At 67.2% G+C, this 24092-nt stretch carries 17 protein-coding genes and 1 tRNA gene; 14 read left to right on the top strand and 4 right to left on the bottom strand.

All coding sequences use genetic code 11. The features are described from left to right. Window positions 1–38: 38 nt before the first annotated feature. Window positions 39–1538 (top strand): NAD-dependent succinate-semialdehyde dehydrogenase, encoded by a 1500-nt coding sequence (locus QE394_RS02760; RefSeq protein WP_261620935.1) that lies wholly within the window; start codon window positions 39–41, stop codon window positions 1536–1538. A gap of 43 nt (window positions 1539–1581) precedes the next feature. On the opposite strand, the gene QE394_RS02755 is transcribed toward QE394_RS02760, so the two are convergent. Genes QE394_RS02755 through QE394_RS02745 form a run of 3 tightly spaced genes read right to left on the bottom strand, consistent with a single transcriptional unit; the run spans window position 1582 to window position 6762 of the window. Further along, window positions 1582–4137 (bottom strand): DUF3488 and transglutaminase-like domain-containing protein, encoded by a 2556-nt coding sequence (locus QE394_RS02755; protein WP_349033662.1) that lies wholly within the window; start codon window positions 4135–4137, stop codon window positions 1582–1584. Next, window positions 4134–5600, bottom strand: coding sequence for a DUF58 domain-containing protein (locus QE394_RS02750; protein WP_349033661.1), 1467 nt, complete (start codon window positions 5598–5600; stop codon window positions 4134–4136). The genes QE394_RS02755 and QE394_RS02750 overlap by 4 nt, the downstream gene beginning before the upstream one ends. Window positions 5601–5610: 10 nt before the next feature. After that, complete coding sequence (locus tag QE394_RS02745; protein WP_349033660.1) at window positions 5611–6762, bottom strand: AAA family ATPase; 1152 nt, start codon at window positions 6760–6762, stop codon at window positions 5611–5613. Window positions 6763–6924: 162 nt separating this feature from the next. Here QE394_RS02745 and QE394_RS02740 point away from each other — a divergent pair, with 162 nt between their 5' ends. The 5 genes from QE394_RS02740 (at window position 6925) to QE394_RS02720 (ending at window position 13112) form a co-directional block, all read left to right on the top strand. After that, window positions 6925–7830 carry a TatD family hydrolase gene (locus QE394_RS02740; RefSeq protein ID WP_349033659.1) on the top strand — a complete coding sequence of 302 codons (906 nt, stop codon included), beginning with the start codon at window positions 6925–6927 and terminating at the stop codon, window positions 7828–7830. A gap of 257 nt (window positions 7831–8087) precedes the next feature. After that, window positions 8088–9281: a transglycosylase family protein gene (locus QE394_RS02735; protein WP_349033658.1), complete on the top strand. Its 1194-nt coding sequence runs from the start codon at window positions 8088–8090 to the stop codon at window positions 9279–9281. A gap of 133 nt (window positions 9282–9414) precedes the next feature. Continuing rightward, window positions 9415–10287, top strand: a complete 873-nt coding sequence (gene rsmA, locus QE394_RS02730; protein ID WP_261620504.1) for a 16S rRNA (adenine(1518)-N(6)/adenine(1519)-N(6))-dimethyltransferase RsmA — start codon at window positions 9415–9417, stop codon at window positions 10285–10287. After that, a complete protein-coding gene (locus QE394_RS02725; protein WP_082497432.1) occupies window positions 10284–11246 on the top strand; it encodes a 4-(cytidine 5'-diphospho)-2-C-methyl-D-erythritol kinase in 963 nt (320 codons plus the stop codon). The genes rsmA and QE394_RS02725 overlap by 4 nt, the downstream gene beginning before the upstream one ends. Window positions 11247–11285: 39 nt before the next feature. Continuing rightward, the gene (locus QE394_RS02720) at window positions 11286–13112 is read left to right on the top strand and encodes an ABC-F family ATP-binding cassette domain-containing protein (RefSeq protein WP_056081831.1); all 1827 of its coding nucleotides are present in this window, start codon (window positions 11286–11288) and stop codon (window positions 13110–13112) included. A 224-nt stretch (window positions 13113–13336) separates the two neighbouring features. Here QE394_RS02720 and QE394_RS02715 read toward each other — a convergent pair whose 3' ends face one another. Beyond that, on the bottom strand, window positions 13337–13963 hold the full coding sequence (locus QE394_RS02715; protein ID WP_056081829.1) for a TetR/AcrR family transcriptional regulator: 627 nt from the start codon (window positions 13961–13963) through the stop codon (window positions 13337–13339). Between the two features lie 144 nt (window positions 13964–14107). Here QE394_RS02715 and QE394_RS02710 point away from each other — a divergent pair. The 8 genes from QE394_RS02710 to QE394_RS02675 all read left to right on the top strand — a co-directional run bounded on the left by QE394_RS02710 (window position 14108) and on the right by QE394_RS02675 (window position 23812). Then, a tRNA-Gln gene (locus QE394_RS02710) sits at window positions 14108–14179 on the top strand. A 102-nt stretch (window positions 14180–14281) separates the two neighbouring features. Beyond that, a complete protein-coding gene (glmU, locus tag QE394_RS02705) occupies window positions 14282–15760 on the top strand; it encodes a bifunctional UDP-N-acetylglucosamine diphosphorylase/glucosamine-1-phosphate N-acetyltransferase GlmU (protein WP_056081826.1) in 1479 nt (492 codons plus the stop codon). Window positions 15761–15762: 2 nt separating this feature from the next. After that, complete coding sequence (locus tag QE394_RS02700) at window positions 15763–16743, top strand: ribose-phosphate diphosphokinase (protein WP_056081823.1); 981 nt, start codon at window positions 15763–15765, stop codon at window positions 16741–16743. A gap of 251 nt (window positions 16744–16994) precedes the next feature. Next, the gene (locus QE394_RS02695; protein WP_056081820.1) at window positions 16995–17609 is read left to right on the top strand and encodes a 50S ribosomal protein L25/general stress protein Ctc; all 615 of its coding nucleotides are present in this window, start codon (window positions 16995–16997) and stop codon (window positions 17607–17609) included. A 97-nt stretch (window positions 17610–17706) separates the two neighbouring features. After that, window positions 17707–18297: an aminoacyl-tRNA hydrolase gene (gene pth / locus QE394_RS02690; RefSeq protein WP_261620501.1), complete on the top strand. Its 591-nt coding sequence runs from the start codon at window positions 17707–17709 to the stop codon at window positions 18295–18297. 134 nt (window positions 18298–18431) lie between these two features. Further along, complete coding sequence (locus QE394_RS02685; protein ID WP_349033657.1) at window positions 18432–19628, top strand: hypothetical protein; 1197 nt, start codon at window positions 18432–18434, stop codon at window positions 19626–19628. After that, the gene (locus QE394_RS02680) at window positions 19519–21171 is read left to right on the top strand and encodes a LuxR C-terminal-related transcriptional regulator (protein WP_349033656.1); all 1653 of its coding nucleotides are present in this window, start codon (window positions 19519–19521) and stop codon (window positions 21169–21171) included. Before QE394_RS02685 ends, QE394_RS02680 begins: the two co-directional genes overlap by 110 nt. Continuing rightward, window positions 21158–23812, top strand: a complete 2655-nt coding sequence (locus tag QE394_RS02675) for a LuxR family transcriptional regulator (RefSeq protein ID WP_349035361.1) — start codon at window positions 21158–21160, stop codon at window positions 23810–23812. Before QE394_RS02680 ends, QE394_RS02675 begins: the two co-directional genes overlap by 14 nt. Window positions 23813–24092: the final 280 nt, after the last annotated feature.

The following is a 24092-nucleotide window of genomic DNA, read 5'->3' as shown; positions in this document are numbered from 1 at the left end:
ACCACGGCCGCCACAACCCTACTGACGAGGGAGTCATCGTGACTGTTACTGCACAGGCCGCTGTTACCGCCGACCGTGAAAGCCGGCTTCTGGCCTCCGTTCCCACCGGTTTGCTGATCAATGGCGAGTGGCGTGATGCCGCTTCCGGCAAGACGTTCGACGTCGAGGATCCCGCCACCGGCAAGGTGCTGCTGAGCATTGCGGACGCCGGCGCCGAAGACGGTGCCGCGGCCTTGGACGCAGCGGTGGCTGCACAGGAGTCCTGGGCAAAAGTTCCGCCGCGCGAGCGTGGGGAGATCCTGCGCCGGGCTTTCGAGCTTGTGACTGAGCGTGCCGAGGACTTCGCGCTGCTGATGACCATGGAGATGGGCAAGCCCCTGGCCGAGGCCCGCGGCGAGGTCACCTACGGTGCAGAGTTCCTGCGCTGGTTCTCCGAGGAAGCTGTCCGCGCGTTCGGCCGCTACTCCGTTGCCCCGGACGGCAAGTCCCGCCTGCTGGTGACCAAGAAGCCCGTTGGCCCGTGCCTGCTGATCACGCCGTGGAACTTCCCGCTGGCCATGGCCACCCGCAAGATCGCACCGGCCGTCGCCGCCGGCTGCACCATGGTCCTGAAATCGGCCAACCTGACGCCGCTGACTTCGCAGCTGTTCGCCGCCGTGATGCAGGAAGCCGGACTGCCCGCCGGTGTCCTGAACGTCATTCCCACGTCCACGGCCGGCGCCACGACCGGTCCGCTGATCAAAGACTCCCGGCTGCGGAAGCTTTCCTTCACCGGGTCCACCGAAGTGGGCCGCCGATTGCTTGCCGATGCGTCTGAAACCGTGCTCCGGACCTCGATGGAACTCGGCGGCAACGCCCCTTTCGTCGTCTTCGAGGATGCTGACCTGGACGCGGCCGTCGCCGGTGCAATGCTGGCCAAGCTGCGCAACATGGGTGAGGCCTGCACCGCTGCCAACCGGTTCATCGTGCACGAGTCCGTCGCCACCGAATTTGCGGAGAAGTTCGCCGCGAAGATGAAGGAGATGACCACTGCCCGCGGCACCGAGCCCGAGTCCAAGGTGGGCCCGCTGATCGATGCCAAGAGCCGGGACAAGGTCCACGAACTGGTTTCCGACGCCGTTGCCTCCGGCGCGAAGGCTGTACTGGGCGGCGCGCCGGTGGACGGCCCGGGCTACTTTTACCAGCCGACCATCCTCTCGGGAGTCAGCGAAGGCACCCGGATCCTGTCGGAGGAGATCTTCGGCCCGGTGGCCCCCATCATCACGTTCTCCAGCGAGGACGACGCCGTACGCCTGGCCAACAACACCGAATATGGCCTGGTGGCGTACGTCTTCACCAAGGACCTCAACCGGGGTATCCGGATGGGTGAACGCCTCGAAACCGGCATGCTCGGCCTGAACGCCGGGGTCATTTCCAACGCCGCGGCGCCGTTCGGCGGCGTCAAGCAATCCGGCCTGGGACGTGAAGGTGGGCTCGAAGGCATCGAGGAGTACCTGTACACCCAGTACATCGGCATCGCCGACCCCTACGCGGGCTGATCTCTGCGCCGGCAGGAGGGCCGGCGAACGTGGCGGGATCGCCTTAGTCAGTTGCCTTCCTGCTCGTGGAAGCCGCCGTGCGCAGTCCGGCCCGGCCCGGCCCGGCCGGGCGGGCGCGCACGGCGGCTTCTGCGCTGGTCTCTGCGCGCCGCGTCCACGCCTGGCCAGCGAGCCTGAATGGAGCCGTGGCGAGCCTGCCCAGGCGGCCCATGACGGAGGGCGGCAGCCACCTGGCCCGCCACCGCTGCAGCAGTGTTGCGTTGGCCCGCAGCGAATCCTCGAGCGGCCCCAACTGTCCAGGCGCTGTGGCGGCGCCATGCGAATCCGCAACGCGCCCGGTGCCGGACGAACCGGCGTCGGGTTCCGCAGGACCGTCATCCTGCTCCGGCGGCCGGCCGTACCTGCGCCGTTCGAAGGCCGCCGTGACGGCGGCAACCGCACGGTGCGCCGCCTCATCCATGCCGTCCGGCTCGCCCAGCAGCGAAGTCCGCAGGCGCGACGCGTAGGCGCGCGGTGATTCACTGGAGCCGGCCGGGAGCCCGTAGTCCCGGCCAAGGTCCAGCATCTCGCTCCATGCCAGCGGAACTGCATCAGCGGCGTTTCTTGGCCGGAGGCGCCGCGAACGGATTCCGGTGCGCACCAGCCGCGGTGACGCCGCGAGCAGGAGCACGCCCAGCACGCCACCCGTTCCCAGCAGCCATGGCAGCACCTGCGCGCCGGCATCAGTGCTTCCGCCGCCAACGCCGGGGGCCGGTACCGGGGTGGCACTGGGAACCGGGGTCGGAGCCGGGGCGGGATCGGGGACGAGGTCATCATTGTTCTCAACAGAGCCCGGCGCGGCAGGGGACGCGGTTTCGCTGGCGTAGTCCGGCACCACGCCACGGGACGGCGTGGGCTCGAACGGCACCCAGCCCAGCCCCTGGAAGTACAGCTCCGGCCAGGCGTGCGCGTCCCGCGCGTCCACCTCGTACTCCGAAAGCTCGCCCTGGCCGGCCACAGTTACCGTGGCACCGGTCAGCCTCCCCGGCGCATACCCCACCGCGATCCGGCTGGGGATCCCCTCCAACCGCGCCATTACCGCCATTGCCGAGGCGTAGTGGATGCAGTATCCGCTCTTCTGCTCCAAAAAGTCGGACAGGACTGACAGGCCGTTGCCGTCATAGCCGCCCTGCACGGGCGACTGCAGGGAATACGTGAACTCCGATGAGCGCAGGTAGCGCTGGATGGCCATGGCTTTCTCATATGGCGTGGCGCCCGCACCGGCCACGCGCCCGGCGGTGGTCCGGACGATTTCCGGCACGTTCCCGGGGATCCGCGTGAAGTCGTCCGGAACGTCCCGCACTGGAGCGGAAGACTGCTCCAGCAACGCGGCCGTCAGGTTGGGCACCGACGATGTCACCACGTACTCCTGGCGCCGGGAGGCTGTGGCGTCGGAGCCTTTGATGCTCAGTGTCGCGGGGTCCCAGGTCCACCGGCCGTTGAGGCCGCGGACGGTTTCCGGGGCGTAGGGGGCCGGAAGGTACGGGCTGCTGAACGTGCCGGTGTCAATGGCCGTAACCTGCTGCTGTTCGTCGGCGAGGACCGCATAGCCGGGATCGATCGGTCCGCCCAGCGGCAGCCGCGATGCGGTGCGGTCGTCAGGGCCCCATGATTCGCCGTCGAAATGGTCCACCGTGACGGACCTCAAGTACAGGGGAGCGGTGGCGCTGGTGGCGTAGGTGATCCGGCCGCTGCCGTCCGGTGTCCTCAGGCTGTTTCCCAGGGTGATCATGGGATTCAGGCCGGTTCCGGTTCCCCACGGATTGAGCCGGGAGCCTTGCGGGAAGGTGCCCTGGTCGAAGCCGGGGACAGCCAGCGGTACCACCAGGGTGGCGGCCAGCGCCACGGCTCCGGTGAGAACGGCCCGGCGAAGCTGCCCCGGGTTCCGTGCAGCCCCGCCCTGGCTGCGGAAGTCGGGGGCAAACCATTGGCTGCAGGCCAGGATCATCAGGTAGCCGGCCACCGTTGCAACGAATCCCCAGAAGCCGACGCTTTGCGGCTTAATCATTGCCGGCACCACCAGGATGGCCAGCAGCCCCACGCCGGTGGCCGCCGGCATTCCGAGCGGGACGGCCAGGGCATCCACCAGGATCACTGCCAGTCCAAGGACGGCGCAGATCACCATGACGATGCCCACGTTGGGTGCAACGGGGGCCGTCTCTGACAGGACGGTTTCGCTGGCACGGCGGATCAGCTGGCTGACGTCGGAAAACGTTGCGGCGCTGGGAATCACGCCCAGAATGCTTGACGCGCGGAAGAAGGTCAGGGTGAGGATGGCCCCCAGCGAGAGGAAGCCGCCCGCGGTGACCAGCAGCGGTGCTGCGCGCAGTGCCCGAAGCCCGGCGAGGGTAAAGCCCACCGCGCCCACGGTGGTTGCCGCCGGCCAATACCAGGCCCAGCCGCGCAGGACCCCATTCAGGGACAGGGCAGCCCCGCAGACTGCCAGCACGATGGCTGCGGCCATGGCCCAGGGGTAGGCGCCCACGCGGGCGGGCCTTGCCCCGTCAGTCGGTGGGCCCTGGGTACCCGTTCCCGGGGTCCGGGCCGGCGCCATGGTCACCGGACCACCCCCGCCCCGCGGCTGGCGTCGCTGGAGGGCGCGGGCAACGGCACGTCCTGGTCGAACGATCCCCAGGCGGCAGCGGTGCCCACGGATGCCGGGACGGCCACGGCGCGCCATCCGCCCTGTCGCAGGGTCTCCAGCGCGGGCGAGAAGTCTTCGGGTTTCTCAGCCACGATGACGGCAAAGGCGTTGGTTCCGTAACTGGCTGCGGGTGCCAGGGCGGTTGCCTCCTCGGGCGAGATGCGGCCCAGGACCGCAATCAGTGGCCCGCGCATGCGGTGTGCGGCCAGCTTGTCCATGAGCCGGTCGTCGAATGCGGCCGGTCCCGCATCCTGGCCATTGCGGCTGCGGGGGCGCAGCAGCGCTGCAGCGGAACCCGGGCCGGAGGACGGCCGGAACCTGCCACTGGTCCGAGCGTGGTGCGGCCCCGTGAGCTGGATGGCAGCGAGGCTCTCTGCGATGGACTGGAGCCCTGACGCGCCGCCGTATTCCTCTGACTCCGGTTCCGGCGCCGAGGGCGAATGCAGGAAGGCGGGCTCGCCTCGGACGTCCAGGAAGCGCAGGCCGTAGTTCCGCTCGGCGAGGTGTGCGCTGATGGACATGGCCGCCACCACCGACCATTCGAACGTCCGGCTGGTCATCATGGTGTGCCCGTCCTGGCTGGCTTGGCCGGCCTGGCCGGCGGATGCGGTGGAACCGCTGGAGAATGCTCCGTACCGGTGGTCCAGGATAATCGTGGCCTCCGGCGTCGTGACGGATTCTTCCTGGCGGACCATCAGCGAGCCATGCCGGGCGGTGGCCGCCCAGTGGACCCTACGCATGGGGTCGCCGTGACGGTATTCGCGCGTCATGACGTCGTCGTCGCTGGGGTTGGCGCGGGTCCTGGTTGCCGTCACGCCGTCGTTCCCGCGCGCGCCGGCCAGGCCGGTAGCGGGGAGCACGACGGCGGCAGGCGTCACGGTGAGCGTGTCGCCGTCGTCGATGGACTGGCGGTGAAGCGACAGCCCGAAGGGGTCCGTGAACTCGGCGGTGACCGGCCCAATGCGGAATTGGCCGCGCTGCTCCGAACGCAGATGGTATTCATACCGGCTGGTACCGCCGGAGGCCGTACGCGAGGGAAACCGGAACGCGGGCGAAGAACCGAACCGCGGCGGCAGGCGTTCCTCCATGCTGGCCCGGCCGCTGCCTGCACCGGACCGCGCCACGGCAAGGCGCACGGTGGTGGGGGAGGACGTCTCCACCGGCGAAGGATGGAACTCCCGGTACACCCGGAAGCGGGGCTTCACTAACCGGATACCGGCCAGCGAAACCAAAGGGAGGACCAGCAGCAGGATGCTGAGGGTCAGGAGGTCCCTGCGTCCCATGATCTGGGCGGCGGCCAGGGTGAAGCCCCCGGCAGCAAGCATGCCCCACCCCCGCGCGGTGAAGAGGTGCTGGGGCAGTCTGTCCAGGAGGGCCATGGCGTACCGCTTAGCGGTTCCTGCCCGAACCTGCCACGGACGCGGCATTCCGGGCGGCCTGGCTCCGGGTTCCGGCGGCTGTGCCCGCACCCGCCGTGTTGCCGGCCCCTGCGGGTGCCTGCGGGACCGGGAGCCGCGACAGGATGCCCTGCAGCACGGTGTGTGCCGTTTCGCCGGCCCCGGCCGCCTTGCGGTCCAGGATGATCCGGTGCGCCAGGACAGCCTCGGCCACCTGGACCACGTCGTCGGGGAGGACGAAGTCGCGGGCGTCCAGGGCGGCGGTTGCCTTCGCCGCGCGAAGCAACTGCAGCATGGATCGCGGACTGGCCCCCAACCGCAGGAGTGGGCTTTCCCTGGTGGCCCTGCCGACGGACACGGTGTATTCCTTCACGGCCTGCGAGACGTACACCTGCTGGACGGTGGTGATCATGGCCGCTACCTCCACAGCGGTGACCACGGCCGAGACCTTGGCCAGCGGGGAGGCCGCCTGATGGGTTTCGAGCATCTCGATTTCGGCGTCCTTGTCCGGGTAGCCCATGGAGATCCTTGCCATGAACCTGTCCCGCTGGGCCTCGGGCAGCGGGTAAGTGCCTTCCATCTCGATGGGGTTCTGGGTGGCAACCACCATGAACGGTTCGTCGAGCCGGTAGGAAGTGCCGTCCACCGTCACCTGGTGCTCTTCCATGCATTCGAGGAGGGCGGACTGGGTTTTCGCTGACGCCCGGTTGATCTCGTCGCCGATGACGATATTGGCAAAAACCGCACCCGGACGGAACTCGAAGAGCCGGGATGACTGGTTGTAGATGGACACGCCGGTCACGTCGGAAGGGAGCAGGTCCGGCGTGAACTGGATACGGCTGACGGTGCAGTCAATGGTTTTAGCAAGCGTTTTGGCCAACAGGGTTTTGCCGACGCCTGGAACGTCTTCCAGCAGCAGGTGGCCCTGGGCGAGCAGGACGGTCAACGCAAGCTCCGCGGCGTCGGACTTCCCGTCGATCACCGTGTTGACAGTACTGAGGATCCGCTGGCTGGCGTCGTGGAACGAGTCCGCAGCCATGGCGGCGGCACGGTGCCCGTTCAGGTGGCTGACGGGATCGGAAACGCCCGCCAGGTTGCGGTTCGCAGCGCTCACATCGTTGGCAGTGCGTCGGTAGGATTCCATCGGCAACCTTTCAGCCCGGGTTTCACCTGGACGGGACAGCAAGCCTGCCTTCGCCCGTCGGTGGGCGTTCTCATGTGCTCCCACCAGACTACTAACACAACTGCCTGGCTTGGCATAGAGTTCCGGCGAAATCGTGGTGCCATCCGCCGTTAGGCTGGAGTGATGTGCAGTCCGCAGACCCCCGATGCCTACCGCGAACCCTCAACGGGCGGTTCCCAGAGTGCCGCGGCGTCCCCCAAACGCGAATATCCGCCAGCGCCCGAACCGCTGCCGGTACCCGTGATGGATAACCACACGCACCTGGATTTTCCTGATGGGAAAGGGCCGGTGGGAATAACCGCGGCCCTGGATGCCGCTGCCGCCGTCGGTGTCCAGGGGGCAGTCCAGGTGGGCTGCGACCTGGAATCGTCGCGGTTCACCCTTCAGGCGGTGCAGCAGGACGACCGGTTGCTGGGCGCTGTGGCGCTGCACCCCAATGATGCTCCGGAATATGCCGCCCGCGGCGAACTCGAAGACGCCCTCGCCGAGATAGAGCAGTTGGCAGCCCACCCGCGGATCCGTGCCATTGGCGAGACAGGCCTCGACTTCTTCCGCACGGAAGGCGAGGGGCTGGCCCACCAGCGGTACTCGTTCCGGCGGCACATTGACATCGCCAAACGGCTGGACCTCACCCTCCAGATCCATGACCGGGACGCACATGCCGACGTGGTGCAGGTTCTGGCGGAAGAGGGCGCTCCGGACCGGGTGGTATTCCATTGCTTTTCCGGCGATGAGGAGCTTGCCGCCACCTGCAACCGCGAGGGCTGGTATATGTCGTTCGCCGGAACACTGACCTTCCGGAACGCGGCCAACCTGCGGTCCGCGCTCGCGGTCGCAGACCCGGAACTTGTCCTGGTGGAAACGGATGCCCCGTTCCTGACCCCGCATCCGCACCGGGGCCGGCCCAACGCCAGCTATATGGTGCCTTACACCGTCCGGGCCATGGCCGAATTGACAGGCACGGACCTCGCGGAACTGTGCACCCGGATCAGCTCTAATACGGTGCGGGCATACGGATCCTGGGGCTGAGAAGGGTCACATTGAGGAACCTTTAAGGCATACGTGGTATGCAAATTTGTTGGTCCGTTTATAACGCTACGGTTACAGTGGAAAACTATTAGCCGGGGTCGGGGAAGGCCAACGGGTAATTTCGCTTCCTTTTCAGCATCACATGCCGGGACCCCGTTCCGACATGGCCGCTGTCCGGAAGCAGGCGGCGCAAAGGTGCCCGGACTGCTGTTCAAAGGCGGTGCCGGGCATTTTACTGCGCAAATCCCCGTGCCCGGATGGACCTAAAGTTACGGGCAATCGTGGTCAAGTTCTTCACATCGGATGGCAAGATCAGCTTTTTCAAGGTTGGAGCCCAGCTGCTGGTGCTGTGCACCCTGGTAGCGGGGCTCGTAGCCTTCGTCGGCAATAACAAAACCATCACGCTCAACGTTGATGGCAAGGTCTCTTCCGTCCAGACCTTCGGCGGCACCGTAGGCCAGGTCGTCAAGGGCGCCAACATCGAACTGAAGCCCGCAGACAGGGTTTCCCCAGCCATCGACGCCTCGGTCCACAACGGAACCGTCATCAACGTCAACCAGGCCAAGGAAGTCAAGGTCAGCCTCGACGGAGCAGAAAAAACGGTCAGTACCACCGCGCAGGACGTCGCAGGCCTGGTCACCGAACTCGGCGTGGCCAGCACCTCATCGCTGTCCGTCCCCAAGGACGCGCAGCTCGCACTTGCCGGCTCCTTCGTGTCCATCTCCACCCCCAAGTCCGTCAGCATCGTCGCCGATGGCAAGGTGAACACCACCACCACCACCGCGGCCACTGTAGGCGACGTGCTCCAGGGCGCCGGGCTGACCATCGGCGCCAACGACAGGACCTCCCAGCCCGCCAACGCGCACGTCGTCAACAACATGGTGATCAAAGTGTCCCGCGTTGATAACGGCCAGACGGCGAAAACCACCGAGGACGTCCCCTTCGAGACCGTGACCACCGAAGACGCCGAGATGCTCAAGGGCGAGAAGGAAGTCACCCAGGCAGGCGCTGCGGGCAAGCTGGAGAAGACCTTCAAGCTGGTCCTCGTGGACGGCCGTGAAGCCTCCCGCACCCTCGTCTCTGAAGCCGTAGCCGTCCAGCCTGTCGCTGAGAAGGTCACGGTCGGCACCAAGGCAAAGCCCGTCGCCCAGGCCGCTGCGGCCCCGGCCGCCGGCAGCAACACCGGCTCTGCTGCTCCGGCCATGATGAACGAAGCCATGTGGGACAAGATCGCCCAGTGCGAGTCCACCGGAAACTGGAGCATCAACAGCGGCAACGGCTACTACGGCGGCCTGCAGTTCGACATCCGGACGTGGATCGGCGCCGGTGGCGGGGCCTACGCCCCCAACGCCAGCCTGGCCACCAAGGCACAGCAGATCGACATCGCGAACCGCGTGTACGCGCAGCGCGGCCTGCAGCCGTGGGGCTGCGGCTGGGCAGCCAGCAGCTAGCTGATCCGCTGCCAGCCCGTACTGGCATGGTCCACGCGCCGAAGCCGGGCCCGGTATTTTCCGGGCCCGGCTTCGGCCGTTAACACGGCCTGCCCGGCGGAAACGGCCCGGCCGCGCGGGATAGGATACCTAGGTGACTGAACCCAACCCCGCCGCGCCCGCACCGCTTTTCGGTGCCTCCGACATTCGCCGGCTGGCAGGGGAGATCGGTGTCAGGCCCACGAAGACCCTCGGCCAGAACTTCGTCATTGACGGCAACACCATCCGCAGGATCGTGTCCGCAGCAGGAATCGGGGCCAATGAGACGGTCCTGGAAGTCGGCCCAGGCCTCGGCTCACTGACGCTGGGCCTGCTGGACGCCGCCGCGGCCGTCGTGGCAGTGGAGATCGATCCCGTCCTCGCCGCCAAGCTTCCGGCCACTGTGGCTGAATGGCGGCCGGCCGCCGTCGGGAATTTCCACCTCGTCGAGGCTGACGCCATGAAGGTCACGGACCTCCCCGTCGAACCAACATCGCTGGTAGCCAACCTGCCCTACAACGTGGCGGTCCCTGTGGTTCTGCACCTCCTGGAGCATTTCCCGAGCCTGCAGCATGGCCTGGTCATGGTCCAGGACGAGGTAGCCGACCGGCTGGCCGCCGGTCCGGGCTCGAAGACCTATGGCGTTCCGTCGGTCAAGGCGGCCTGGTACAGCCAGATGCGCAAAGCCGGAGTGATCGGCATGAACGTGTTCTGGCCCGCGCCCAAGATCCACAGCGGACTGGTCGCCTTCACCCGACGCGAGCCGCCTGCCACCAGCGCCACCCGCCAACAGGTCTTTGCCGTGATTGACGCAGCCTTCGCCCAACGGCGGAAGACCTTGCGTGCAGCGCTCAGCGGCTGGGCCGGGGGAGGGGCGGAAGCCGAACGCTGCCTGCTGGCGGCCGGCGTCGACCCCACCGCACGCGGTGAGGTCATCGACATCGCCGCATTCGCCAGGATCGCCGAAGCCAAGGAAGCGGGCGCGTGAACACGCCCGCCGTCCGGTTCGCCGCGCGGACGGTCCGGGTCAAGGCGCCCGGGAAGATCAACGTCTCGCTGGACGTCGGCCCGCTCCGGCCGGATGGCTACCATTCCGTGGCCAGCGTCTACCTGGCCGTCTCCCTCTATGAAGAAGTCGCCGCCACCAGCACGGAAACGCCCGGCATCACGGTGAGCCTGAGCCCGGGCAGCACCCTTGACCTTGACGCCGTCGACATCCCCCTCGACGCCAGCAACCTGGCCTACAGGGCCGCCGCCATCATGGCCGACGTTTCCGAGCACGCCACAGGGGTCCACCTGGAAATCACCAAGCGGGTGCCCGTGGCCGGCGGGATGGGCGGGGGATCGGCTGACGCCGCCGCTACGCTCCTGGCCTGCGATGCCTTGTGGAACAGCGGCCTCTCACGGGAGGAACTCGCGCACCTTGCTGCCGAACTCGGAGCCGACGTTCCGTTCTCCCTGCTCGGCGGAACGGCGGTAGGGCTCGGGGTTGGTGACCAGCTGTCACCGGCACTCGCCAAGGCAAAGACCCACTGGGTCCTGGTTACGGCCGATTTCGGGCTGTCCACCCCGGAAGTCTTCCGGACCTTGGACAGGCTGCGGGAAGCGGAGGGTGTGCACGCGGACGAGCCCACCGGCGTCGACCCGCACATCCTGGCCGCCCTGCGCGGCGGCGACGCAGACGCCCTCAGCCGCATCCTGGTCAACGACCTCCAGCGGGCCTCCATTGAACTGGCCCCGTCACTGCGCGATACGCTGGGCATCGGCGAATCGCACGGCGCCATCGCCGGCATCGTGTCCGGCTCCGGGCCCACCGTGGCCCTGCTCGCGGATGACTCCGTGGCAGCGGAAGCACTGGCGGAAGACCTGCAGCACCAAGGCCTGTCCGCCCTTGCCGTCCACGGTCCCGTTCCCGGTGCCCGCATCATCTCCGACACCCTTCTCTAGCAGCGCAATGCCCATCCGGGCAGCAGAAAGCAGTTCTTTTTGGCACACCTTCTTGGCGGCGAAAACCTCACGGTCTCCTTCGCGACCCGCACAGTCCTGGACGGCGTCACGCTCGGACTGGAGGAGGGCGACCGCATCGGCATGGTGGGCCGGAACGGCGACGGCAAGTCCACCCTGATGCGGCTGCTCGCCCTGCGCTCCACCCCGGATTCCGGCCGCGTTACCAAGCGCGGCGACGTCAACGTCGGCTACCTGGACCAGAGTGACGTGCTCGACGGCGACCTGACAGTGGGCGTCGCGATCGTCGGCGACCAGGCCGACTACGAGTGGGCGCGCAACCCGCAAATCCGTGAAGTCATGGGCGGCCTGGTGTCCGACGTTGACTGGCACGCCAACGTCCATGCGCTGTCCGGCGGGCAGAAGCGGCGGGTGGCCCTGGCCAAGCTGCTGATCGAGGACCACGACGTCATCATGCTCGACGAGCCCACCAACCACCTTGACGTCGAAGGTGTTGCCTGGCTGGCCCGCCACCTGAAATCGCGCTGGCGCGCCAACCAGGGCGCCTTCCTGGTGGTCACCCACGACCGCTGGTTCCTCGACGAAATCTGCACGAAGACGTGGGAGGTGCACGACGGCATCGTGGACCCCTTCGAGGGCGGCTACGCTGCATACGTGCTTGCCCGCGCCGAGCGGGACCGGATGGCCTCCGTGGTGGAAGGCAAGCGCCAGCAACTGGTCAAGAAGGAGCTGGCCTGGCTGCGCCGTGGAGCCCCTGCCCGTACCGCCAAGCCGAAGTTCCGGATCGAGGCGGCCAACGCGCTCATCGCCGATGTTCCCGCGCCGCGTGATTCCATGGCGTTGAGCAAGATGGCCACCGCGCGCCAGGGCAAGGATGTCCTGGACCTGGAACACGTCTCGCTGAACTTCCAGGGCGACGACGCCGGGAAGAAGCTCTTCGACAACATCACCCTCCGCCTGGCCCCGGGTGAGCGGCTGGGACTGGTGGGCGTCAACGGCGCCGGCAAGACCACGCTCCTGAAGCTCCTGAACGGCGAGATCGCCCCCGATGCCGGGAAGCTGAAGCGCGGCAAGACGGTGGTCACCGCGGTGCTCACCCAGGAAGTCAAGGAGCTCGACGACGTCGCTGACCTGCGCGTGATCGAGGTCATTGAGCGTGAGAAGCGTTCCTTCAACGTCGGTGGCAAGGAATTCACCGCCGGCCAGCTGGTGGAGCAGCTCGGGTTCACCAACCAGAAGCAGTGGACACCGGTCCGGGACCTCTCCGGTGGTGAGCGCCGCCGCCTGCAGCTGCTGCGGCTGCTGGTGGGCGAACCCAACGTGCTGATGCTCGACGAGCCCACCAACGACCTCGACACCGACACCCTCGCCGCCGTCGAGGACGTCCTGGACGGCTGGCCCGGAACCCTGGTGGTGGTCAGCCACGACCGCTACCTGCTCGAACGCGTCACCGACCACCAGATGGCGCTCCTTGGCGACGGCAAGCTCCGCGGCCTGCCCGGCGGCGTGGACCAGTACCTTGAACTCCGCGAGGCCGCGCTGGCCGGATCCACCGTGACCGGCGGCGGAAACCCCGTCACCAGCGCCGGCGCCGCGTCTTCGGCAACCGGGACAGGACCCTCCGAAGCCGAAAAGCGTGAGGCCCGCAAGGCCCTCAACCGGATCGAGCGGCAGATCAAGAAGCTCGACCAGCAGGAAAAGAAACTGCACGACGACATGGTGAAGAGCACCGAGAAGTCGGACTTCGACGCCCTTGCCAAACAGAACAGCGAACTGAAGAACCTGGCCGACGAAAAGGACACCCTGGAGCTCGAGTGGCTCGAGGCCTCAGAACTCCTCGGCGACTAGGTCACCTTGGGTGCCGGAGGCCGCCTTTCGCCGTCGCTTAGACCCGACGCATAGGGCACCTGCGGTCGCTGAGCGACCTCCGGCACCCGATGCGCCGCGATGCGCGACTTTCCGAAGGGCCGCCTCCGGCGTCGCCGACGTGGGCACGCTGCCCGGCAGCGCGCGTCAATGCGAAGGAGCAGCACGCAGGGGACAGGTGCCGCGCTCGCGAAGGTGACCAGCGCCTAGAGCTCTGACTGCAGCTCCGGGTCCTTCTTAAGGCCGGTGAGGCCGTTCCAGGCGAGGTTGACCAGGTGCGCCGCAACGGTGTTCTTGTCGGGTTGGCGGCTGTCCTGCCACCACTGGCCGGTCATGGCCACCATGCCCACCAGCATCTGCGCGTACATGGCACCGTCCTGGCCGCTGAAGCCGCGCCGGGAGAACTCGTCGGACAGGATGTGCTCCACCCTGGCGGTGACGTGGGACAGCAGGGTGGAGAAGGCTCCTTCGGGCTGGGACGGGGGAGCGTCGCGCATGAGGATCCGGAAGCCCTCAGTGCGGTCCTCGATGTACGTGAGCAGGGCGAGGGCGGCGCGTTCAACCAGGACGCGCGGCTTGGCTTCGTCGGCCAGTGCGGTGTTGATGGCGTCCAGGAGGATGTGGAACTCGAAGTCCACCACCTGGGTGTAGAGGCCTTCCTTGGAGCCGAAGTGCTCGTAGATCACCGGTTTCGAGACGCCGGCGCAGGCAGCGATTTCTTCGATGGTGGTGCCGTCCAGTCCGCGGACTGCGAACAGGCCACGCCCCACGTCGATCAGCTGGTTCCGCCGCTGAAGGCCGGTCATCCGTGTCCGCGGGGGGTTGTTGCTCACATTTCCATCATGCCCTACCCCGGCGGGCCCGTTTTCCCGCTTCCGGAAGGCGCCGGCTCCCGGCCGGCAGGGGCTGTGTCGCGCGCTGCCCCGAACCCGTGGCAAAATAGGGACTTGTGCCCGGGCCTTGTGCCGGAGGCATGGTCCGCCCTGGTGTAACGGCAGCACCCCGGCCTTTGGAGCCGTGGAGTATAGGTTCGAATCCTATGGGCGGAACTGCTGTGCGGGGAGTTCAGCAGGTAACTCCCGGTGCCGGGCCGGCAGAGGTTGGCCGGACACCATGAAGCGCCAGCGCAACAAAGCGAGGAGAATCCGTACGTGATCCCTGAAAACACCGGTCCGGCCGCAGTCATCGTATTGGCAGCAGGTGCCGGTACCCGGATGAAGTCACGTACCCCCAAGATCCTCCACGAAATCGGTGGACGCTCGATGGTGGGCCACGCACTCCTGGCCGCCCGCAGCATTGAACCCCGCCAGCTCGCCATCGTGGTCCGCCACGAACGCGACCTTGTGGCAGGGCACGTGGCAGAACTCGACCCGTCCGCGGCCATCGTGGACCAGGACGAGGTTCCCGGCACCGGCCGTGCCGTGGAGGTCGCGCTGCAGGCGCTGGACACCAAGGAAGAGCTCACCGGCACCGTGGTGGTGACCTACGGTGACGTCCCGCTGCTTTCGGGCGGCCTGCTGGCCGAACTCGTTGCCACCCACGAACGGGAAGCCAACGCGGTCACCGTGCTCACCGCAGTCCTGGAAGACGCCACAGGCTACGGCCGGATCCTCCGCGGAGAGGACGGCACCGTGACCGGCATCCGCGAACACAAAGACTCTACCGACGCCGAGCGCCTGATCCGCGAGGTCAACTCCGGGATCTACGCCTTCGACGCCGCCGTGCTGCGCGAAGCACTTGGCAAGGTCACCACTGACAACGCCCAGGGCGAGAAGTACCTCACCGACGTGCTGGGGCTGGCCCGCGAGGCAGGCGGCCGCGTTGCCGCCGTCGTCACCGCTGACCGCTGGCAGGTGGAGGGCGCCAACGACCGCGTCCAGCTGGCCGCCCTCGGTGCGGAGCTGAACCGGCGCACCGTGGAGGCCTGGATGCGCGCCGGCGTAACAGTGGTGGACCCTTCCACCACCTGGATCGATTCCTCCGTCACCCTGGACGAGGACGTCCGCCTGCTGCCCAACACGCAACTGCACGGCACCACCTCGGTGGCGCGGGACGCCGTGGTTGGGCCGGACACCACCCTCACCGACGTTGAGGTGGGCGAGGGCGCAACGGTGATCCGCACCCACGGTTCCGGTTCAGTGATCGGCCCGCGCGCCGCCGTCGGACCCTTCACCTACCTGCGCCCGGGCACCGTCCTTGGCGAAAAGGGCAAAATCGGCGCCTTCTACGAAACCAAGAACGTCACCATCGGACGCGGCTCCAAGCTGTCCCACCTGGGCTACGCCGGCGACGCTGAAATCGGCGAGGACACGAACATCGGCTGCGGCAACATCACCGCCAATTACGACGGCGAGAAGAAGCACCGCACCGTCATCGGCTCAGGCGTCAGGACAGGTTCGAATACGGTCTTCGTTGCGCCGGTCACCGTGGGGGACGGCGCCTATAGCGGCGCCGGCGCGGTGATCCGCAAGGACGTCCCGGCAGGTGCGCTTGCGCTGAGCATCGCCGCCCAGCGCAACACCGAAGGGTGGGTCCCGGCCAACCGTCCCGGCAGCCGATCCGCCGAATTGGCCCAGGCGGCCATCAACAACTCCTCAAGTACCCCGGCATCTACAGAAGAGGGCAAGTAACAATGAGCGAAATTACGGCGCACGGCGAGAAGAAGCTGGTGCTCGCCACCGGGCGGGCACATCCGGAGCTGGCCCGGGAGATCGCCAAGGAGCTCGGCACCGACCTCCTCCCGGTGGACGCCTATGACTTCGCCAACGGTGAGATCTACGTCCGCGCCGGTGAAAGCGTCCGCGGCACGGATGCCTTCGTGATCCAGGCCCACCCCGCCCCGCTGAACAACCACCTCATGGAACAGCTGATCATGATTGATTCGCTGAAGCGTGCCTCCGCCAAGCGGATCACCGTGGTGTCGCCGTTCTACCCGTATGCCCGGCAGGACAAGAAGGGCCGCGGCCGCGAACCCATCTCCGCCCGCCTGGTGGCCGATCTCTACAAGACCGCCGGTGCGGACCGCATCATGAGCGTGGACCTGCACACCTCCCAGATCCAGGGCTTCTTCGACGGCCCCGTTGACCACCTGATGGCCATCCCGCTGTTGGCCGATTACATCCGCACCCGCGTTGATGCCGAGAACATCACCGTGGTTTCCCCGGATACCGGCCGGGTCCGCGTTGCCGAACAGTGGGCCGAGCGCCTGGGTGGCGCACCCCTGGCCTTCGTTCACAAGAGCCGCGACCTGACCGTCCCCAACCAGGCCGTGTCCAAGACCGTGGTGGGCCAGATCGAGGGACGCACCTGCGTCCTGATCGACGACATGATCGATACGGGCGGAACCATCTCCGGCGCCGTCCAGGTGCTGAAGAACGCCGGTGCCAAGGACGTCATCATCGCGGCCACGCACGCCGTCTTCTCCGAACCGGCGGCACAGCGCCTGTCCGAGTCCGGTGCGCGTGAAGTGGTGGTCACCAATACCCTGCCGCTGAACCCGTCGCAGCGCTTCCCGCAGCTGACGGTGCTTTCCATCGCGCCGCTCATCGCCCGCGCCGTCCGTGAAGTGTTCGACGACGGTTCGGTCACCAGCCTGTTCGACGGCAACGCCTAGCACCCGCCTGAGTGCCAGTGCCGGTACCGTTTTCAGTAAACGGTGCCGGCACTGGTAGGCTGTAGCCCGAAACCTTGGCGAGGGAGTGCGGCCGTTTCGACGGCCCGCAGATCTCCGTGATCGACTGGGTCTGACCTGTCCTTCAGATGAAGAACAGCCTTCTTGGATTGGGCCGCCCCGGCCGCCCGGCGTTGAAGGTCATCCCAGACCTCCGCCCTCGCTGAACACCGTTTAGCCTTCAAGGAGATTCCATGTCTGAGCAGAAGCTCGCAGCAGAACTGCGCACCGAATTCGGCAAGGGCTACGCCCGCCGTGCACGGATGGCCAACCTGATCCCCGCCGTCATCTACGGCCACGGCGCAGAGCCCATCCACATCACCCTTCCCGCCAAGGCCACTACCCTGGCCGTCCGCACCGCCAACGCCCTGCTGTCCCTGGACATCAACGGCGAAGGCCACCTGGCCCTGGTCAAGGACATCCAGCGCGACCCCATCAAGCAGATCATCGAGCACATCGACCTCCTGACCGTCCGCCAGGGCGAGAAGGTCACGGTTGACGTCGCCGTTCACGTTGCAGGCGAGTCCGCGCCCGGCACCGTCCACAACCTCGAGCTGACCAGCGTGTCCCTCGAAGCCGAGGCAACCCACGTTCCCACCGCCGTCGAGGTCAGCATCGAAGGCCGCGCCGCCGGCGAGCACATCCACGCATCCGACCTCGTGCTGCCCAAGGGCGTCGTCCTGCTGACCGACGCCGAGGCACTGGTTGTGAACATCTCTGAGGAAGTCGAAATCGCCGAGGAAGAGGGCGAGCAGGCCGAGGCTTCCGCCGGCGAAGCTGCAGCCACCGAAGCAGCAGCCGCCGAGTAGCCAACTCGCACGCTGTGGCAATGGCCGGATCCCGCACGGGGTCCGGCCATTGCCATTCCCCACCATTGCACCGCCACACCCACCTTAGGATTAACCCATGACTGATACCTGGCTGATCGTAGGCCTTGGAAACCCGGGAGCCCAGTATCAAGGGAACAGGCACAACATCGGCCAGATGGTCCTGGACGAACTGGCGGGGCGGATAGGTGCCGGGTTCAAGAGCCACAAGGCACGCGCCCAAGTGGTCGAAGGGCGGCTGGGCATCGGCGGTCCGCGCGTGGTGCTGGCCAAACCCATGACGTACATGAACGTCTCCGGCGGACCTGTGTCCTCGCTAACAAACTTCTACGGAATCACACCCGACCACGTGGTGGCGGTCCACGATGAGATCGACATCCCCTTTAATACTGTGAAACTGAAGATCGGTGGCGGCGAGGGGGGTCACAACGGCCTGCGCGACATCTCCAAGGCTCTTGCCACCAAGGATTACGTTCGCGTCAGGGTGGGGGTAGGCCGTCCGCCCGGCCGTATGGACACTGCCGACTACGTGCTCCGTGATTTCGGTACTGCAGAGCTGAAGGAACTGCCGTTCCTGCTGGACGAGGCGGCCGACGCCGTCGAGCTGCTCCTGCGGGATGGCCTCACGGCGGCGCAGCAGAAGTTCCATCCGGCCAAGACCGCCGGATAGCTGGCCGCGCCGGGCGCCACAAAACTTAAAGTGGCTTTGACCTGTCTCGTTGTCCGCCGGGCAAGGTACTCTTCTTGCTATGCGGGGGAGCAATGGGGCTACATCCCGCTATAGCTGGATGTAGGGGAACGTTCATGTCAATCGAGCCACTTAGCTGGGGGCGTGGGTCAGCACCCCACGACACTGGTTTGCGTACTCCGGCCCAAGGTATTCCCGGGCCGCAATGGTCGGCGCCCGCCCGCAGCGGCAACCTTGAATCTGTCCGCTCAGCACTGACCGCAGATAACTCGCTGGGCGTCGTTATCACCGGCGGCCGGGGGGTCGGTAAATCATCCCTCGCACGTGCCGCCATCACGGACCTTGGTCCGGACGTCTGGTCGCTGCAGCTCCGCAGCGGACCCGCCGGCTCCACCACACCGTACGGGTGCCTGTCCTTCCTGCTTGCCCGCCTCCCGCAGGCCTACATGGGTTCGCCCACCGCCATCCTGCGTGGCATTACGTCCCTGATCCGCAGTGACGCTGCCGGCCGGCCCTGCGTGGTCACGCTGGACACCTCCGGCACCATCGATGACCTCAGCGCCGGCGTGCTCCTGAACGTGCTCCTGACCGGTACCGCCAAAATCATCGCCGTGGCACCCAAGATCAGCGACCTCCCCGCGGACTTCCATTGGCTCCTCACGGACCGGCGTCTCACCGAGGTCCGGCTCAGCAACCTCAATGAGCTCCAGACACGGCAGGTCCTCCTTTCACTGCTGGGCCACCGTGTGTCCGCCTCCCTGGTCACCACGTACCACCAGATGGTGGGAGGCAATCCGCTGCTGCTCAAGGCCCTGGTCACCGAGCAGCAATTGTCCGGCAACCTGGTGCTGTCCGACTCCGTTTGGACCCTGCGCGACAAAGTAGTCCTCGACGGCGCGGCCAGCCTCGACGACATCGTCCGTTCCCGGTGGTCGCGGGAAACCCAGGAAACCCGCGAAGTCATAGAAATGCTGTCCTGCGCCCGGAGCGTGGAGCTGTCCCGGCTGACCTCGATCTATGGCGCCGACGTCGTGGCGGACATGGAGGACGGCGGGCTCCTCGAAATCGACGATTCCGACCACCGCTGGGTATCACTGCGCGGAGAAATACATCGGCGACGTCGTGCGGACCTGGCTGAGCATCGCCCGGCGCCGCGAATTGCGTGCCGTGCTCCTGGGCGGTGTAGAGCCGGACCCGGCGGGCATGACCGTCGAGGAGCTGATGGCCTTTGCCGCCTGGACCCACGAGTGCGAGGCAGAACTGAGCCCCGCGCTGGCCCTTGCGGCAGCCGAAGCCGCCGTCCAGCTGTTTGACCCGCGGTTCGCGCTGACCTACGGCGAACTGCTTCGCCGCGGAGACCGGGAATGGGTTCCTGCCCAGCGGCAGCGGGCGGCCGCCTACCTTCAGCTGGACATGCCGGACCAGGCCCTGGCCGCCCTTGGGGACATTTCGCAGCCGGAGCTGGACGCCCTCGACGTCGAAGAGTATGCACAGGTGGTCGCGGCCAGGGCAAAGGTGATGATGGGCCTGCCCGAGCACGCGGACAATGTGCCGTCACTGCTCGACGAAGCCCGGGAGCGCCTGCTGGGAGGCATGGGGGCTGAGCGGCCATCCTGGCCCGAACCGGCAGCCGTCGCAGCCAACCGGGTGGCACTGAGCGCGTTCGAGTACCGGGCCTTCATGGGCGAATACGCCGAACTGATTCCCGATCTTGAAGCCGCCGCCGATCCCGCCCTTAACCCGGACACCGGCTACCGCATGCACGCCGCGATCCTGCTGATGACCGCGCTGGTGCTCACCGGCCGTGAGATGGACGCGCTGGGACTGATGCGCCAACTCGGCGGTCAGATCAGCGACGCCTCCCACGTGGTGGGGCTGCGGGAGCAGTACACCAAAGAGTCCTATACGGTTCTGCTGCTGGCGGGGCAGTGGCGGCGCTGCCTGGACTTCCTGGGCCCCCAGAGCACGGACGAACCGTACCGGCTGCCCTATGGGACAGCTTCCAGCGAGCTGGGCGCCGGGATAGCCTACGTCTTCTCGGGCCGTGGCGCCGCAGCCCTGGACCTGCTGATCTCCGCCGGCGCGCAGCTGGAACTCCAACCCGTCCAGACCGCGCTCCGTTACACCTATGCAGCCACCGCCCTGGCCTACGCGCAGACAGGAAACGCTCCCCAGGCCCGCAAGTACCTGGGCAAGCTGCAACGGGTCCGTGCAGCCTCCGGCTTCGCCGACGACAGCATCATCCGCTTCTGCGCACTGACGGCCGGCCGTTGGCTGAACGACGCCGACTCCGTGGCCCGGCTCAAGGAATCTGCCCGGCGGAACCTCGCCGCCGGCCTTTACACCCTTGCAGGCGTCGAACTGCTCGCGGCCACGGTCAACGGCAGCGATGCCGACTTCCGGTTGCTCGAAGACATTGCCGGCCGCCGTCAGGGTCCACTGGCCGAGGTCTCCCGGCTCATTGCCCTGGGCAGCCGTACCAAGGATGCCAAGACCCTCCTGGCCGGCGGCGAGCTGGCCGCCACCCTGGAGCTGGACGCTGTCGAGGCCCGGTGCATGGCCCTCGCGGTGGACTTCGCGCGCCAGGACGGGGACTCGATTTCAGCCCGGACGGCCCAGGCCCGCCTGGACATCCTGGCCACCACGGTTGCGAACCTCCCCATCGTGCCCAGCAGCGGCAGCCCATTGCTGACCAGCAGGGAACGGCAAATAGCGCGGCTTGCGGGCCGGGGTGCATCCAACCGCGACATTGCCCTGGAAATGGGCGTGTCAGTCCGGACTGTTGAGGGCCATCTGTACCAGGTGTTCACCAAGCTCGGCGTAACCTCCAGAGGTGATCTGACTGGACTCGTCTAACGGCCACAAGGCAGCAGCAAGCAGGGTCCTCACCGGACGCCGCGAGCCGCTGGACAGGATCTGCAACATCGTCCGGAATCGCATCAGCCAGGCGGTGTTTGTCATGGCCGGTCCCGGGATTGGAAAATCGTCCCTGGCCGAAGCCATTTCGGAACGCCTCGCAGGCGAGCTGAACATCCTGCGGATCCATGGCAGCTCCGCCCTCTCGGCGGTTCCGTTCGGTGTCCTGACGCCCTATACCGGCGACCTGACGGCCGAGGAATCCGTCTCCCCGGTGGCGGTGCTGCGGTCCATGTGGAGCTATTTCGAAAAGCTGCGGGCCGGGAACAGCGCGCCCGTGCTGATGGTGCTGGACGACGCCCACTACTTGGACGATGCGTCCGCCGGCGTGGTCGCCGAACTCATCTCGGCCGGCTGGGCCACGGTTGTGGCGGCGGCAAGACCGCGTCCGGGCTTGCCCCAGCCGCTGGACCAGCTCTGGTACGACGGGCTCGCCGAGCGCGTGGACCTGCGCCCGCTGAACAGGGAACAGATCGAAGAAGTACTCGCCCACCTGCTGGACGGAACTGTTCCCGCCGCCACCATCGAGGCTGTCTGGGCAGCTTCCGGCGGGAACCCCCGCCTCCTCGATGCGTTGCTGCACGATGCCGCCGAAGCGGGAATCCTCTCCAAACGCAACGGGATCTGGATCCTGCTTGGAGCGCTGCCCGCGGACGGACCGCGGCTGACAGCCGTGGTGGCCAAGGACCACCTGCGGCGCAACCCCGAGGAGCAGGAAGCACTGAAGCTCATCGCCCTGGCCGGCCCTGTGGGCCGCAAGGTCATCGAAGAAATTTGCGGGGCTCCGGTGGTCCGTTCGCTCCTTGACCAGCAGGTGGCCGTGGAAACGTCAGGCGTGCCTGCCGAGCTTTCCCTGTGGAACGGACTCTTTTCCGACGCCATCAGGAACACCATCTCGGTCTCCCGCAGCCTCCAGCTGCAGGAGAAGATCCGTGGCCGGCAGAACGGCACGGTGCTTAGCGGTGAGGGGCGGCTGCGGTCCGTGGAGTGGGCCATCGAATGCGGGGTCAAAGTCTCCGATGAGGACATGCTGGAGTCCGCCCGCGAAGCACTCCTGCGTTTCCGGAATGGCAGCGCCAGGTCCATCGCGGCCCGGATCCAGGACCCGGGCGCGCTGCCGCTCGCCCAGGCCATCCAGGCCCGGGCGCTTTACAACGAGGGCGCCTACGCTGACGCCGCGGCCCTCCTTGATGAGTGCTGGGCACCACTCGCTGATGATCCCCAGGGGCCGGCTGTCCTCCTGTTGCGGGTATCGGCCCATCAGGCAGCCGGGCAGTCCCTGGCAGCCGTGGCCGACGACGTGCTCAGCCAGGTTTCCCAGGCCGGGGATGCAGGTCCCGCCTTTCCAGTGCAGCTGCTGCGCCTGCTGCAGTTGGGGGCCGAAGCGGACTGGCAGGCACTGGCGGACGAGGTGGAGGGCATCAGGGTCCCGGGCCTCTCCGAGACCAAAGCGGAACCGATGGCCGCATTGGGGGAAGCATTGCTGGCGCACGCACTCGCCGCGGCAGGTCGCCCCGGCGACGGCCTTGACGCCGCACTCCGGGCCGCGTCCGAGCTGTCCCCGCTTGAGGACAGCCTGTACTTCTTTCCGGAAGTCGTCCTCGGCCGGCTGGTGAGCTGTTACCTGGCCATGGGCGAATGGGAGTCCGCGGAGCGGGAACTCAACAGCTACGCCGCCGCCCATGCTGCAGGAGTGGCCACGTTCAACGGCAGCCTGCAGGTGCTGCGCGGGTACTCACTGCTGCGCCAGGGGCGGATGGAGCGGGCCTACCAGGTGCTGCTCCCGGCCGTGGAGGCGCTGCGCCTTAATGACCCCCTGCAGCTGTTCGGCTTCGGTTCCGCACTGGGGTACTACGTTGCTGCCCGGCTGGGGGATGCCGCGCAGGCCAAGCGGCTGGAACAGGACTATGCAGACGCCATGACCGGTGGTCCCGCCGACCTCCTGGCCCGGGGCTACGCCATGGCCGCCGGAGAGTACCTTGCACACGACGGCAAGGGCCTGGCGTCGCTGCACACGCTGATGACCACTACCGAAGCCTCCGGCCGGGCCGGGCAGCTGCTCGAACTCCTCGCCATGTGCTGGGATCTGGGGGATCCCTCCGTCATTCCCATGGTGCAGGAAGCAGCAGGCGGCCTGCAGGGGCGCTGGGCCGAGGCGATGCTGACCCTTGCCACCGGATGGGAAGCCGCCGATGGCGACGCCCTGATGGTGACAGCCGCGTCGCTGGAGGAATCCGGCTTCGTCAACCTTGCCCGCGAGGCCTACGCCCGAGCCAGTGCCGTTCTTGACCAGGCGGGGGAACGCCGCCGGTCCCGCCAGGCTGTGGCGCAGCGCGAAAAGTGCGACCACGAGCTGGGGGAGCGGTTCCGCGAAGGCCGGTTCATCGCGGCGGCTCCCACCGTGCACCTCACGAGACGCGAGCAGGACATCGTGGAACTGGCCGTCCAGGGCCTCACGGACCGCGAGATAGCCCAGCGCCTTATGGTCTCCGTCCGCACGGTTGAAGGCCACCTGTACCGCACCTACGTGAAGCTGGGCGTCCGGAGCCGCGACGAACTGGAAACCGCCCTGCCCCGGTAGCTGCCGCCGTCGCACCACATGTCTTCCCTGAAGGCACCGCCCGCCCCGTCATTCACCATGGTGGGCGACGTAACTCCGCGCGCCCTCCTGCTGACTCCGCAGGCCCCCTGCCGGCTCCGCTGCCACCCGCGGTCCTGCCTTAACACCGCACACCGCAGGGCACCGGCGGCCCGGCGGGTATCGACACTCAGTGTCCCCGTAGTGGCACCTGCCGGAATTCGAGTACACCCTACTCGTGTGCGCACCGGCCCCGCGGGATTTACTTAAGGAGGCAAAGCAC

Origin of the sequence: Pseudarthrobacter sp. SORGH_AS 212 (assembly GCF_030818145.1) — a bacterium.
Taxonomy (GTDB): Bacteria; Actinomycetota; Actinomycetes; order Actinomycetales; family Micrococcaceae; genus Arthrobacter.
Note: the sequence above shows the minus strand (reverse complement) of the source record. Positions and strands in the feature narration are given on the sequence as shown.

What these genes read in the sequence shown, in the direction of transcription:
- QE394_RS02750 (WP_349033661.1), bottom strand. Translation starts at nt 5,600, where the DNA reads ATGGCCCTCCTGGACAGACTGCCCCAGCACCTCTTCACCGCGCGGGGG.
- QE394_RS02745 (WP_349033660.1), bottom strand. Translation starts at nt 6,762, where the DNA reads ATGGAATCCTACCGACGCACTGCCAACGATGTGAGCGCTGCGAACCGC.
- QE394_RS02740 (WP_349033659.1), top strand. Translation starts at nt 6,925, where the DNA reads ATGTGCAGTCCGCAGACCCCCGATGCCTACCGCGAACCCTCAACGGGC.
- QE394_RS02735 (WP_349033658.1), top strand. Translation starts at nt 8,088, where the DNA reads ATGGACCTAAAGTTACGGGCAATCGTGGTCAAGTTCTTCACATCGGAT.
- QE394_RS02700 (WP_056081823.1), top strand. Translation starts at nt 15,763, where the DNA reads ATGAGCGAAATTACGGCGCACGGCGAGAAGAAGCTGGTGCTCGCCACC.
- QE394_RS02695 (WP_056081820.1), top strand. Translation starts at nt 16,995, where the DNA reads ATGTCTGAGCAGAAGCTCGCAGCAGAACTGCGCACCGAATTCGGCAAG.
- pth (WP_261620501.1), top strand. Translation starts at nt 17,707, where the DNA reads ATGACTGATACCTGGCTGATCGTAGGCCTTGGAAACCCGGGAGCCCAG.
- QE394_RS02685 (WP_349033657.1), top strand. Translation starts at nt 18,432, where the DNA reads ATGTCAATCGAGCCACTTAGCTGGGGGCGTGGGTCAGCACCCCACGAC.
- QE394_RS02680 (WP_349033656.1), top strand. Translation starts at nt 19,519, where the DNA reads ATGACCGTCGAGGAGCTGATGGCCTTTGCCGCCTGGACCCACGAGTGC.